Source organism: Rhodobacteraceae bacterium LMO-JJ12 (assembly GCA_021555075.1).
Taxonomy (GTDB): Bacteria; Pseudomonadota; Alphaproteobacteria; order Rhodobacterales; family Rhodobacteraceae; genus JAKGBX01.
Genome location: JAKGBX010000001.1, coordinates 913437 through 925770, shown reverse-complemented (window position 1 = coordinate 925770; position 12334 = coordinate 913437). Strand labels below are relative to the sequence as shown.

Genomic DNA, 12334 nt, shown 5'->3' with positions numbered 1-12334 from the left:
AAAAGCGATTTATACCGACTTAAGCTACCGAATACCCGCAAGTTTCGGCAATCTTTCCCAGGTATTTCTTGGAATACTCGACGTCCCCATGGTGCGAATCCGCGAGGTTCGCCATCAGATACTCTGATTTCAGAAAGCCATCCTTGGCCACATCTTCCGGCGGAGTAATAAGGGCTATGCCCATCTCGGCCAACTGCGTTGTCATCACCTCTCGAACAGCGCCATCCATCAACAGTATCTCATCGCGCGTCCACTTTTTGCTGGCCAATCTCTCGACGAATCTCTCGGTCGGCGGCGCGGAAGACAATACCGCCACGCGGTATCCCAGCGCCATCGCGTCTCTCAGGAAACCCAAAAAGAACCGGTTGAGATCGAGAACCATAGCCTTGAACGCCCCATCGCTGATAGGTGCGAGCTGCCGGTCCGAGCCGACACGCCAAAGCCGATGAGTGTCCCAGCGCGCACTGTTCAGGAAACCGAGCGTGTGAAACCCTCCGGATATCAGCCACAGCGATCCATCCGGCTCATGCATGAAGCCGTTTTCGTCACAAAGCTCGCCTTCCAGTCGAGATTTCAACTTGGGATCAGTAATCCGCAATTTCGAGTCGCTCAGTTCATAGAAAGGAGCATAGAACTCGTTCGCAGCACCCAGCGCGCGAACAAGACCTAAGGGAAATCCGGAAGCCGCTATTTGCGCCCTCATTCCTTGCGAGGCAACCAGAAGCCTGTTCACGTTGCTATCGCCAAAAATATGGTATTTCGGTGCTTGAAAGTCATACCCCATTATTCCGCCTCCAATAGGATCTCGTCACAGGCGGGATCACGTTCTTCTTCTTGACGCTGAATATGCGAAACCGTCGCTCTTGCGGGCGGATGCTGCTTAAAGAAATGCTCCATAACCAGATCCACACCCTTGGGATGCACCGACCTCATGTCCGGTAGGAAAAACATGCTCCGCGACGGGATACCGCTAATGATTTCATATGACGGGAAATAGTCAATCAAGGGGTCCTGCTGCTCCAGCTCGCCCGCCACCGCGCGCAAGACCGATTTGGAATAGACCGTCGAAACCATTACGTGACGTTCTTCCGCGGTTGCAACAAGTGGCACGGGTGAAACCGTAAACATGAACTTCACACCGGGATTGACGCTTCGAACCAACTCAATGAATTCCCGCATGTCAGCCAGGTTTTCCGACACTGTGAAATTTTTGAAACTGTATTTGGCAGGATCAAATTCACCCGCCGCAGTGCCCGGACAAATCGGATAGACTGTTCCGTCCCGCTTATCCACCCAAGCCTCGGTCAAACCGAAGGTGAAGATAAAGACACCGCAACGTGTAAGCATGTGCCGGACAGCACGATGATGATATTGCAGAATTTCCGCATACTCGTCGCGACTGGCGAAACCGTCGCGCTCAACCGTGGGGCGCAACAGATCGTAAATCCGACCTTTGTGTTCCACGATATGTTCAACTGGTTCAAATTTTCCAAACGCTCTTTGTGCCAGTTGAAGAAGCTGCCGCGAGGTGTACACGTTTCCGAAACGCGCCGAATATAGCCCGTATCCAAACGCCTCCATATCGTCAGGCGGGAAATTGAACGGGGCGGCTTCCGCATCAAGATAGCGATAGCCGCTTGATTGCAGGCGTTTCGCAATGTGCTGAGCGAAACAGCTGCCTGCGGTCGCAATGGGTTCATTTGGATCGATATCGAATTTTTTCTCGTAGACATCGGAAAGGTCAAAAATACCTTTTTCCGCAATTGCCCTTTTCCAGAATCGATTATCGGGAAGCCCCTTGTACGGATGGTCTACCAATGTATTTCACCTAATTGACAGTGGATTGAACAGAATCTTCATCAACGAATCGTCAATCACACGGCCCAAATTCGACAGGCGTCACACCCAGACCGCATTCGTTCACCGCCAAGTAGTACACGGCAAACTCATGACCGGAAAAACTTACCCCTACTGCGGTCTCATCACAACCCGCATTGGGGCAAACCCGGCGCCGCCTCGCCATTTCCGCCACTTTACTGTGCGATATGCATTCACGGCCCGAACCAATGATCTACGTCAATGACGACAGCGAGAACCCCATGGTAAAAAATCTGTCTCATTGCACGGCCAATCCCTCTGCAAGTCGGTTCACGGCAAAACAAGGACCATTCTCAATGCCCGCGACAAAAACCAACATTGATCAGATCGTCGCAAGCGGCAGCACAAGTCATAAGGCGCGCCGTTGGATCATCTGGACCATCCTTGTCATCCTTATCCTTGGCGGCGGTTGGATGTGGTTCGCGTGGAGCTCCACCAACAGCGGCGTCACCTATGAAACCGATTCGATTGAACGGGCGGCGATTGTTGTAAAGGTGACGGCGACAGGCTCGGTTGAACCGACAAACCTGGTCGAAATTTCAAGCGAACTCAGCGGCACGATCAAATCAGTCATGGTTGATCACAACAGCACCGTTTCCAAGGGCCAGGTTCTGGCAGAGCTGGATACCGAGAAGCTGGAGGCGCAATTGGAGCATAGCCGCGCGACTCTTGCCGCGCGCGAAGCCCGCGTGGCCGAAGCTCAGGCAACTCTGGACGAAGCACAAAGCAATTATGAACGCGCGCTTGAGCTTGACCGTCGCGGCGTGACCACAACGCAGAGTTTTCTGGCCGCCCATGCCGCGCTTGCCCGCGCAAAAGCAGCCGTCGCCAGCGCGCGGGCCGACGTGCGCGTCGCCGCCGCAGATCTGAAGGTCGACGAGGCCAATCTCAACAAGGCCTGCATCTGTTCCCCGATTGATGGCGTTGTGCTCGAACGCAACGTCGATGTCGGCCAGATCGTGGCGTCGTCGTTTCAGGCACCGATCCTGTTTTCCATTGCCGAGGATCTGAAGCGTATGGAACTGCGCGTCGATATCGACGAAGCCGATATCGGCAAGGTCGATGTTGGCGATACCGCCCAATTCACGGTGGAAGCCTATCAAGACCGCACCTTTCCCGCCGTCATTTCCGAATTGCGATTTGCGCCCCAGACAATCGACGGCGTCGTCACCTACGAAGGCATCCTTTCAATCGACAATTCAGACCTGCTCTTGCGTCCGGGCATGACGGCAACGGCAGATGTCACCGTGGCCAATCTCGACAACGCCCTGACAATCTCGAATGCCGCCCTGCGATTTTCACCCCCCGTTCAGGCCGAGGAAGAAGCCGGCGGCAGCGGTTTTCTCGGCTTGCTTTTCAAGCCCCCCTCGCACGCGGCCTCGACCACACAACAGGCCCAGAGCGGTTTGCGCACGGTCTGGGTCGCGAACGGCGACGACTTGAAGTCCGTCGAGATCGAAACCGGCGAAACAGATGGTATACGCACCGAAATCGTTGCCGGCGCACTTGCCCAGGGTGACCGGGTTGTCGTGGACATGGTGACACAATGAGCCACGCGGTCGCGCCGCTGATCGAACTCAGCGGTATATGCAAGGTTTATGGCGAGGGCGAAGCCGAAGTGCGCGCCTTGCAAGACGTCGACCTGACCATCTCCAAGGGCGAATTCGTGGCCGTGATGGGCCCTTCCGGGTCGGGAAAATCGACCGCGATGAACGTGATCGGATGCCTCGACACCCCCACCAGCGGCAGTTATCGCTTCATGGGCGCCGAAGTGGGCGCGCTAGGGCGCGATCAGCGCGCGCTGTTGCGGCGAAACTATCTCGGGTTCGTTTTTCAGGGCTATAACCTGCTCGCCCGGACCTCGGCCATCGACAATGTCGAGCTGCCCCTGATCTATCAGGGCATGGCAAAATCCGAGCGCAGGGCCTTGGCGCTGCAAGCCTTGGAGCGCGTCGGTCTGGCGGGGCGCGAACATCACGACCCCTCGCAACTGTCCGGAGGCCAGCAACAGCGCGTCGCAATCGCGCGCGCCATCGTCACCCGCCCGGATGTGTTGTTGGCCGATGAACCCACGGGCAACCTTGATACGGCGCGCAGCCGCGAAATCATGGAATTGCTGACCCAGCTGAACCGCGACGAGGGCATTACCATCATGATGGTCACCCACGAACCCGACATGGCCGAATATGCCGGGCGCCTGATCCATTTTGTCGATGGCAAGATCGAATCCGACAGCCTTGTCACCCGTGAGGTCGCCGATGTTTCTTGAAACGGTTCATCTCGCCGTGCAGGCGATCTTTCGCAACACCATGCGCTCCTTCCTGACCGTCCTCGGCATCGTGATCGGCGTGGCCGCGGTCATCGCCATGGTCACCGTTGGCCAGGGATCGACCGCACAGGTCGAAGCCGACGTCTCCAAACTTGGCACCAACCTCTTGATGATTCGACCGGGACAGGCGCAAAACGGCCCCGGCGGCACCGGCAGCACCGCCGCCCCCCTGACCCTCAAGGATGTCGACGCAATCGACAGCCAGATTTCGGGCGTCGCCGTCGCCACGCCCAGCAATTCGCGGATGATGACCGTGATTTTCGGCAATACCAACTATTCGACCAACATAACCGGCACCGACAACCGCTATCTCGTGGCAACCGATTGGCCCATCGCCGAGGGGCGCGAATTCTACGACAGCGAATTGCGCAGCGGCACCGCGGCCTGCATCCTGGGCGAGACGGTCCGACAGGAGCTGTTCGGCAGCTCAAGCCCCTTGGGCGAGGTGATCCGCATCAAGCAGATTTCCTGCCGCGTCATCGGCGTGCTCGAAGCCAAGGGCGCATCGAGCTTCGGCAGCGATCAAGATGACCTGGTGCTGATCCCGATCCGAGCCTTCCATCGCCGTGTGGCAGGCAACCAAGACGTGTCGATGATCTATGCCTCGATCCGAAACAACGTTTCAACAGACAAGGCCAAGGCCGATATCGAACGCCTGATGCGCGAAAGACGCCGGATAAGTCCGGGCGAGGATGACGACTTCAATGTTTTTGACACCGAACAGATCACCTCGATGTTGACGGGCATTACAACGGTTCTGACCGGCCTCTTGTCCGCCGTCGCCGCCGTCAGCCTGCTTGTGGGGGGAATCGGCATCATGAACATCATGCTCGTGTCCGTCACCGAAAGAACCCGCGAAATCGGCATTCGTCTGGCGGTCGGCGCGACCGAACGTCAGGTGTTGATGCAGTTTCTGGTCGAAGCAATCGTGCTCTCGCTGATCGGCGGACTCATCGGCATTCTGCTGGGTCTTGCTCTGGCGCTGGTGGGCGCAAATGCCCTTGCCGTGCCGTTTGCGCCCGACATCACGGTCATCCTGGGCGCCTTCGGGTTTTCGGCGCTCGTTGGCGTCTTGTTTGGCTATTTTCCCGCGCGCCGCGCCGCGCGCATGGATCCGATTGACGCATTGCGACACCAATGACCCCTCGCGCCCCGTCGCGCTTTATCCAAGCGCATATCCGGCACCGCGCACCGTGCGGATCGGGTCGCTCCCGTCATATCGCATCAACGTCTTGCGCAGCCGCGCGACATGAACATCAACCGTGCGCGCATCCACGAAAATCTCGCGCCCCCAAACCAGATCAAGCAGTTGCTCGCGGCTGAACACCCGCCCCGGCCGCTCCATCAGAGTGGTCAGAAGCCGAAACTCGATCGGGCCCAGCTTGAGATCATGGTTGTCACGGGTGACGCGATGGCTTTCAGGATCAAGGCTGATATCTTCAAACGTCAGCCCCTTTCCCACCACCGCCGGGCGGGTGCGCCTAATTTGCGTGCGCGCGCGCGCCATAAGCTCATTTACCGAATACGGCTTGATCATATAGTCATCCGCGCCGGTCTCCAGACCGCGCACGGTGTCCACCTCCTCAGATCTGGCCGACAACATGATCACCGGGATATGGCGCGTCTCGTTGCGCGATTTAAGCTGACGACAAACCTCGATCCCGCTCATCAAGGGCATCATCCAATCCAAAATCACCAGATCGGGCAGAGCTTCGGCAACCATCAACATGGCCTCTTCGCCGTTTTCGGCGCAGCGCACGGCAAACCCCTCGGCCACCAGATTATAACTCAAGACCTCACGCTGGGCTGGGTCATCCTCAACCAAAAGTACCTGCGGTTGTAGTGGCGGCATCGCTCAGACCTCTGAAATTGCGGCTGTTGTATCGGCTTTCGGGCGCGTCTCGTCCGGCTGCTTTCCGGTTGCCAGATAGATCACCTGTTCCGCGATAGAGGTAACATGATCCCCCATGCGTTCGGTGTTCTTCGAAATGAAATGCAGGTGCAGGCAGGCAGTAATATTGCGCGGATTTTCCATCATGAAGGTCAGCAATTCACGAAACAGCGCATTATACATCTGGTCGACATCAACATCGCGCGCGATCACATCAGCCGCCAGCGCAACATCGCGATGGATATAGGCATCCAGAGCATCCTTCAGCATCAATTCAACCGCGCGTGTCATGCGTCGGAGCGTACCCGTGCTGTCGCTGAACGACTCCGCCTTTGACAGAACCTCGGTGCGTTTGGCCATGTTCTTTGCATAATCACCGATCCGTTCAAGATTGCCGCTGATCTTGATCACACTCAGGATCAGACGCAGATCAATCGCCGTCGGCGCGCGCAGCGCAATGATGCGGGCGGCCCCCTCGTTGATCGTCTCTTCCAATGCATCAATGGCCGCATCGGCGGCGCGAACCTTCCGGGCAAGCTCTTCGTCACGGGTCTCAAGCGATTTCATGCCAAAGCGAATGGCATCTTCAACCAGCCCGCCCATTTTCATGATCTGTGCTTGAACCGCTTCCAGATCTGCATCGAAAGCTGAAGAAATATGGTCATGCGTCATGGTTCATCCAATCCTGCCGGTCATCCTGTTTCCCGGTGATCCTGGCGCGCTTATCCGCACCAAGCACTGCGGTTGTGTGACAGTTTCATTACAGTTTTATGACAACCCGCCCAAGCGCCCGTTTCATTCGCCGAAATTCAGGCCTCGGTTGTTTCCGGGGGCAGTACCACGCTGAATTGCGATCCCTCCCCCGGCTGGCTTGCGATCTTCAAGCGGCCCCTGTGACGGTTCAGAATATGCTTCACAATCGCCAGCCCCAAACCGGTACCCCCAAGTTCACGGCTGCGATGACTGTCGGCGCGATAGAACCGCTCGGTCAGACGTGGCAAATGTATCGGCTCAATACCCGGTCCATGATCGCAAATCACAACCTCAATCGCCGGGCCGCGCAGAATGGGATCATGCGCGACGGGCCTGATCTCGATATCAACCGATTGATCCGCGCCACCATATTTGATCGCGTTCTCCACCAGATTGGTAAAGACCTGCATCAACTGATCGGCATCACCAATGACATGCTGCGGTGCCTGCTGCGCCGGATCAAATTGCAGCGTCACATTATTGTCCCGCGCAAGCGTTTCAAGATTGCTCAAGGTGGTTTGCACCACTTTGCCAAGATCAAGCCGTGCGGTGGGGCGCACCCGTTCGCCCGCTTCAACCCGGCTCAACGACAACAACGCACCGACAAGCCGGTTCATCCGCTCGGCCTCACCCGCCATGATACCAAGAAACCGCTCCCGCGCGACGGCATCATTACGCGCGGTCGTGCGCAGGGTTTCGACAAAGCCCATGACCGCCGTAAGAGGCGTGCGCAACTCGTGGCTGACATTGGCAACAAAATCGCGGCGCATCTGCTCGGCCTGCGCCAGTTCCGTGGCATTCTGAAAACTGACCAACAACAGACCAGTGGCCGCAATTGTCTTTAGATGCACATCATAGTGGACATCCTTGCCGTTCTCGACAACTTGATAGGATACTTCCTGCCCGGACGGATCACGCAAGCCATGCTCGACCGCCTCAACCAGCCCGGGATGGCGCAGGTAGGTCGTGAAATGCCGCCCCACCATGTTCTTGCCCAACAGGGCTTCGGCGGCGCTGTTCACGGCCTCGACCTTCCCCGCCTGCCCGATGGCCAGCGTGGGCAGCGCAAATGCCGCAATCACATCCTGCACCACAGGAAGTTCGCTCAGGGGTTGATCCATCATGGCCGTTTCTCAAATTCGCTTGCTTCGATGGATTTAGCCGATCTTGGGGACAAACAACAGGTTCACCCGTCACCCACCCCCCACGCGGGTTCGATCACCCCTGATCAGACCCCCGCGCGCACGCCCTTCGGACCGTATCTCAAAAGTCCGTCGGCGCCCCGCCTTCCGCCTTGCGCCGCGCCACAAACTCCCCAAGCTCCTCACGGATCGCCTCATCCATCGTCGGCGGCACGAATTCCTCTACGATGCGCTTGTAAATCCCATGCGCCCGCTCCGCCGTCCACACCCCACCGGCCAGATCCCAGGCTTCAAAGTTGCGCCAATCACTCAGAAACGGCTGATAAAACGCCGTCGTATAACGCTCCTGCGTATGCTCCAGCCCAAAGAAATGCCCCTGCGCCCCCACTGAGGCAATCGCCTCTAGCGCAATATCCTCCGGCGTCGTCGCCCAGATCTGCGGCTCCATATAGCGCTGGATCTGCTGCAAAACCTCACAATCCATCACAAATTTCTCAGGCGACGCAATCAGCCCCCCTTCCAGCCATCCAGCCGCGTGATAAACCATATGCGTGCCCGACTGCACCGCCGCCCAGAGCGAATTGCTGGTCTCCCACATTGCCTGCGCATCCGGCACATTCGCCGCGCACACCCCGCTTGAACGCAGCGGCAACCCATAAAACCGCGCCATCTGCCCCGTCATCTGGGTCGCGCGCATATATTCCGGCGTGCCGAACGCCGGCGCGCCCGACTTCATGTCAACATTGCTGGTAAACGTCCCGATCGCACAGGCCACCCCCGGCTTGATATACTGCGCCAAGGCAATCGCAATCAGCCCCTCAGCCAGCGATTGCGCCACCGCCCCCGCCATCGTCACCGGCGCCATGGCCCCGGCCAGCGTGAACGGCGTCACCACCAATCCCTGACCCCGCCGCGCCAGCCGCATCCAGCCATCCAGCATCAACTCGTCATGCTTCAGCGGCGATGTCGAATTGATGTTGGTATAGAGCTTTGGCCCGGCATCAAATTCCTCATGGCTATGCCCGCCCGCGATCCGCACCATCTCCATCACATCCTCGACCCGCTCTTTGCCAAGCGAATAGGTATGCACCACCTTATCGGACAGCGTCAGCTTGTCATAAAGCACATCCAGATGGCGCACCGAGGCGTGAATATCCTGCGGCTCAACCGGATAACCGCCGATGAAATGGATACAGTTAAAATACTGGCTCAGCTTGATAAAATCGGCACACATGGCGCGCGTCCCGACCATCTTGCGCCCGGTTTCCAATGTCCAGTAGGCGGGCGGAGAGCTGACATTGCCAAACAGGATATGCTTGCCCCCGATGGGGATTGCGCGCTCGGGGTTGCGCGGCGTCATCCACCATTGCGCGGGCGCCTTGCCCACCATTTCCATGATGAAATCGCGCCCCAACCGCACATTCGTGCCGTTGATGATCGCCCCCGCCTCACGAAAAATTTCCAGAGCTTCGGTGTTGAGAATTTCAATCCCGATGTCTTCGAGAATACGCATCGCCCCTTCGTGGATCGCCTGCACACCCTCCTCGCCCATCGGCTCGATCGGGCGGTCCTGATTGATTGGCAAACGCCATGCGCTCTGCTCGATTACAGCCGAGCCGCGCCGCGCCGATTTTCCAGCCCGCCCGCCGCTGCGCCGCCCGCCTTGTGCCGCTTCTGCCATGGCCGTTCTCCCTGATCGCCTCCCTTCGATCATTCGCCGCTGCGCGCCAGGCCGCCTGTCCACCCGCGACGAAAGCTGTCGCATTTGGGCAAGTCGGATCAGACGCTGATGCCGCGCAGGCTCCAGATTTCTTCCACAAAGCCGGGCGCGCGCATGCCCGTGGGGTGGCGCTGCAACGCCAATGGAGCGCAATTTATCTCGCCAAACCCTTCTGACATAAGTACGTTGCACGCCCTCACCAAAGCGCCAATCCGCCGGAACGCCCCGAACCAAATCCACCGCCCCCACGAAGCCGGGCGCGCGCCTGCCCGTGGGGTGGCGCTGCAACGCCAATGGAGCGCAATTTATCCCGCCAAACCCTTCTGACATAAGAACGTTGCACGCCCTCACCAAAGCGCCAGCCCGCCGGAACGGGCATGCGCTCGCCCGGCGGCCTGCGGCCTTGATTCCGGGCGGGGTGGCAAACGGCAGGATTGAGCCCTTAGTAACAAATGCTGCGAGTTTCATGAAGGACCGCTTCGCACTATTCTTGTTTTCCCGCGCATTGTGTGCCTCTATTTAGAAAACACGTTTCCAGATAAAGATCACAACCATGCGAGTTTTCTTTTGGATATTCTCAGTTCTTTGGGGAGGTGTCGCATTTTGTCAGTTTATGGCAAAAGGTCTGAGTACACACGCTGAAGCTTACTCCCTAGGATATTGGGGGATGCGCTACACAGAGCAAATTATCTCGGCCGAAATACTCTTACTGATTGCTGTTGGTTTCAGTGTTCATTTGGGTCCAGAGCAGCACCGTATGCGCGCGATGATTGCAGGCATCCTTGGATGTTTCATGCTGTTGGGGGTGCAAATCGTGACTTACAGCATGGACACTGGGTACGTCTATCGAAAGGAGCTTGCTGGCGATCAGTATGAAATTCCTTGGCGCTATCATCCGTCAGGGAACAGTGTCTACAATACGATTGGGATTTGGGTCGTTTATCCTGGATTTACGCCGCTCCAAGACGGGAAGTCACAACGTCAGGTAAAGGTGTGGTTTCAGAAATCGCCCGAGGGAAGTCGGGAACGTTCCAGCGGATCATTCAAGCAACCACGTAGAGTGGATGTGCCTGAGTGTGTGGCAATGGGAAATTGGGACCAATGCCGGTTTTACCGCGACGGTTTCTGGTACGATTACCGATACCCATCCAACGGCTCCAAGAATAAAAAAATCGAAGTTCCTCTAGATGAGGCAATGGAAAAGCTGCCGTTGCTACTTGACAGCTTCGTAGAAAGAAGACTTTGAAAGCTGAGTATTGGATGCCCACTTCGTTGCGCATCTTACCAGTTCGTGCGCGGCCCGGCGAATGGCAGTATTTCCCGAACCCGACCTTCCTGGTCAGCGCAGCGAATTCAACCTTCGTCCGCACACCTGCCTTTCACGCATGCAGTCGCCCACCGTACCCCCCATTAACCTAACAATCCCTTAACCCAATCCCGATTTCCCCGGCAGCCGGGAGTCAGCCGGATGTCAGCCGGGAGTCACCCCCAAGCCTCCCATGCGCAAACCGCATGGTTAACCCGCCGGGGCGTTGCGCCAAAGATTAACGGCTTGCTAATACCAGCGGCGGAATATGGCCGATATCGGGAAGGATCACATCCGCCAACCCGGCCAGTTCTTCGGCCCCGGCCAGCCCTGTGAGAACGCCAATCGTGCGCATTCCAGCGCGCCGTCCGGCCTCCAGATCGTGTGTGCTGTCGCCCACCATGGCAATGCGTTCGGGCGCCAACCCGGTGGCGCGCGCAAAGGCCAAAAGCTGCCCCGGCGCCGGTTTTCCGCCATGCCCGCTGTCAAACCCGGCGACGAAATCGAACATCTCTGAAATCCCCGCCTGACGCAGATGCGCCTTGGCCGGGCCTTCGCCGTCATTGGTCGCCAGTCCCAGCAGCAAACCGCGCCCGCGCAACCCCGAAAGAAGCGGCAAAAGCGGCACCGCCGGGGCCATCGGCGCGGCCTCGGCCCCCGCATTCATTCGTTCCACCAGCCCGGTGTAATCATATCTGTCCTGCAAAGGCTCCACAGCGGCGGCAATCTCGTCAGCCGTGTGGGCAATGACGATTGAATCTGGGCTGAAGCGTCTGTTTTCATTGTCAAATCCGATTGCACTATTGATTAACTCAAAGCGCTCGGCATCACCGTCAGCCAGCTCGCCAACAAGCGCCAGCGCCCAGCTTACCCAGGACGCGGAAAAGTCGAAAAGCGTGCCATCCTTGTCAAAGATCAACCCGTCCAGCAGCATTGGTTCACGGGTCGGGTTTGGCGCGTCGGTCTTGGCGGTGCGGGTCTCTTCGTTCAGGTCCAAAAAACCTCCTTGCCGCCGGGTAACGCAGCGCGCGCCAGCATCGGTTTGTCATAGCTGAGGCCGGCCGTGTCGCAAAATCGCACCACCCAGGCATCGTCCATCAGCAGGAAGTCGAGAATCGAGCCGAGGAATTCGGCATCCTTGACACGTTCGCGCAATTCATTCCCCGCCGACCCGGACGAGCCGAGAAAAACCGCGAGCAATTCCTCATCTGCCGCCAACCAGCCCAAAGCCTGGAGCGCAATGGTTTCAGCGGTTTCTTGCGACATCGACATTTAAAAGAATTCCGGAAAGGATTTGTTAACTACTCTGATGGAA

The 12334-nt window shown here is 57.8% G+C and carries 12 protein-coding genes; 4 read left to right on the top strand and 8 right to left on the bottom strand.

Features of this window, described 5'->3' with window-relative positions; all coding sequences use genetic code 11:
• Nucleotides 1-19: 19 nt before the first annotated feature.
• Together LZG00_04420 and LZG00_04415 are read right to left on the bottom strand one after the other, a co-directional pair.
• The gene (locus LZG00_04420; protein ID MCF3593237.1) at nt 20-784 is read right to left on the bottom strand and encodes a hypothetical protein; all 765 of its coding nucleotides are present in this window, start codon (nt 782-784) and stop codon (nt 20-22) included.
• Nucleotides 784-1818: a GSCFA domain-containing protein gene (locus tag LZG00_04415; GenBank protein MCF3593236.1), complete on the bottom strand. Its 1035-nt coding sequence runs from the start codon at nt 1816-1818 to the stop codon at nt 784-786. The genes LZG00_04420 and LZG00_04415 overlap by 1 nt, the downstream gene beginning before the upstream one ends.
• Before the next feature lie 356 nt (nt 1819-2174).
• On the opposite strand from LZG00_04415, the gene LZG00_04410 reads away from it, so the two are divergent.
• The 3 genes from LZG00_04410 to LZG00_04400 are packed head-to-tail and all read left to right on the top strand — an operon-like array spanning nt 2175 to nt 5348.
• Entirely contained in the window at nt 2175-3428 is a 1254-nt protein-coding gene (locus tag LZG00_04410) for an efflux RND transporter periplasmic adaptor subunit (GenBank protein MCF3593235.1), read from the top strand.
• 17 nt (nt 3429-3445) lie between these two features.
• Nucleotides 3446-4147 (top strand): ABC transporter ATP-binding protein, encoded by a 702-nt coding sequence (locus LZG00_04405; GenBank protein MCF3593234.1) that lies wholly within the window; start codon nt 3446-3448, stop codon nt 4145-4147.
• Nucleotides 4137-5348, top strand: a complete 1212-nt coding sequence (locus tag LZG00_04400; GenBank protein MCF3593233.1) for an ABC transporter permease — start codon at nt 4137-4139, stop codon at nt 5346-5348. The genes LZG00_04405 and LZG00_04400 overlap by 11 nt, the downstream gene beginning before the upstream one ends.
• A 21-nt stretch (nt 5349-5369) precedes the next feature.
• Here LZG00_04400 and phoB read toward each other — a convergent pair whose 3' ends face one another.
• From phoB to LZG00_04380, 4 genes are all read right to left on the bottom strand, one after another.
• Nucleotides 5370-6059: a phosphate regulon transcriptional regulator PhoB gene (phoB, locus tag LZG00_04395; protein MCF3593232.1), complete on the bottom strand. Its 690-nt coding sequence runs from the start codon at nt 6057-6059 to the stop codon at nt 5370-5372.
• Nucleotides 6060-6062: 3 nt separating this feature from the next.
• Nucleotides 6063-6770, bottom strand: a complete 708-nt coding sequence (gene phoU, locus LZG00_04390) for a phosphate signaling complex protein PhoU (GenBank protein MCF3593231.1) — start codon at nt 6768-6770, stop codon at nt 6063-6065.
• 137 nt (nt 6771-6907) lie between these two features.
• Nucleotides 6908-7972 carry an ATP-binding protein gene (locus tag LZG00_04385; protein MCF3593230.1) on the bottom strand — a complete coding sequence of 355 codons (1065 nt, stop codon included), beginning with the start codon at nt 7970-7972 and terminating at the stop codon, nt 6908-6910.
• Nucleotides 7973-8114: 142 nt separating this feature from the next.
• Nucleotides 8115-9674 carry a trimethylamine methyltransferase family protein gene (locus LZG00_04380; protein ID MCF3593229.1) on the bottom strand — a complete coding sequence of 520 codons (1560 nt, stop codon included), beginning with the start codon at nt 9672-9674 and terminating at the stop codon, nt 8115-8117.
• A 706-nt stretch (nt 9675-10380) separates the two neighbouring features.
• Between LZG00_04380 and LZG00_04375 the strand changes: the two genes are divergently transcribed.
• Entirely contained in the window at nt 10381-10959 is a 579-nt protein-coding gene (locus LZG00_04375; GenBank protein ID MCF3593228.1) for a hypothetical protein, read from the top strand.
• A gap of 298 nt (nt 10960-11257) precedes the next feature.
• On the opposite strand, the gene LZG00_04370 is transcribed toward LZG00_04375, so the two are convergent.
• Together LZG00_04370 and LZG00_04365 are read right to left on the bottom strand one after the other, a co-directional pair.
• Complete coding sequence (locus LZG00_04370) at nt 11258-11953, bottom strand: HAD family hydrolase (GenBank protein ID MCF3593227.1); 696 nt, start codon at nt 11951-11953, stop codon at nt 11258-11260.
• Between the two features lie 53 nt (nt 11954-12006).
• Nucleotides 12007-12291, bottom strand: a complete 285-nt coding sequence (locus LZG00_04365; GenBank protein ID MCF3593226.1) for a DUF3572 domain-containing protein — start codon at nt 12289-12291, stop codon at nt 12007-12009.
• Between the last annotated feature and the right edge of the window lie 43 nt (nt 12292-12334).

Excerpts from the sequence above, each read along its gene's own strand:
- phoU (MCF3593231.1), bottom strand. The coding sequence starts at position 6,770 with ATGACGCATGACCATATTTCTTCAGCTTTCGATGCAGATCTGGAAGCG.
- LZG00_04400 (MCF3593233.1), top strand. The coding sequence starts at position 4,137 with ATGTTTCTTGAAACGGTTCATCTCGCCGTGCAGGCGATCTTTCGCAAC.
- LZG00_04370 (MCF3593227.1), bottom strand. The coding sequence starts at position 11,953 with ATGCTGCTGGACGGGTTGATCTTTGACAAGGATGGCACGCTTTTCGAC.
- LZG00_04410 (MCF3593235.1), top strand. The coding sequence starts at position 2,175 with ATGCCCGCGACAAAAACCAACATTGATCAGATCGTCGCAAGCGGCAGC.
- LZG00_04385 (MCF3593230.1), bottom strand. The coding sequence starts at position 7,972 with ATGGATCAACCCCTGAGCGAACTTCCTGTGGTGCAGGATGTGATTGCG.
- LZG00_04365 (MCF3593226.1), bottom strand. The coding sequence starts at position 12,291 with ATGTCGATGTCGCAAGAAACCGCTGAAACCATTGCGCTCCAGGCTTTG.
- LZG00_04380 (MCF3593229.1), bottom strand. The coding sequence starts at position 9,674 with ATGGCAGAAGCGGCACAAGGCGGGCGGCGCAGCGGCGGGCGGGCTGGA.
- phoB (MCF3593232.1), bottom strand. The coding sequence starts at position 6,059 with ATGCCGCCACTACAACCGCAGGTACTTTTGGTTGAGGATGACCCAGCC.
- LZG00_04375 (MCF3593228.1), top strand. The coding sequence starts at position 10,381 with ATGCGCTACACAGAGCAAATTATCTCGGCCGAAATACTCTTACTGATT.
- LZG00_04420 (MCF3593237.1), bottom strand. The coding sequence starts at position 784 with ATGGGGTATGACTTTCAAGCACCGAAATACCATATTTTTGGCGATAGC.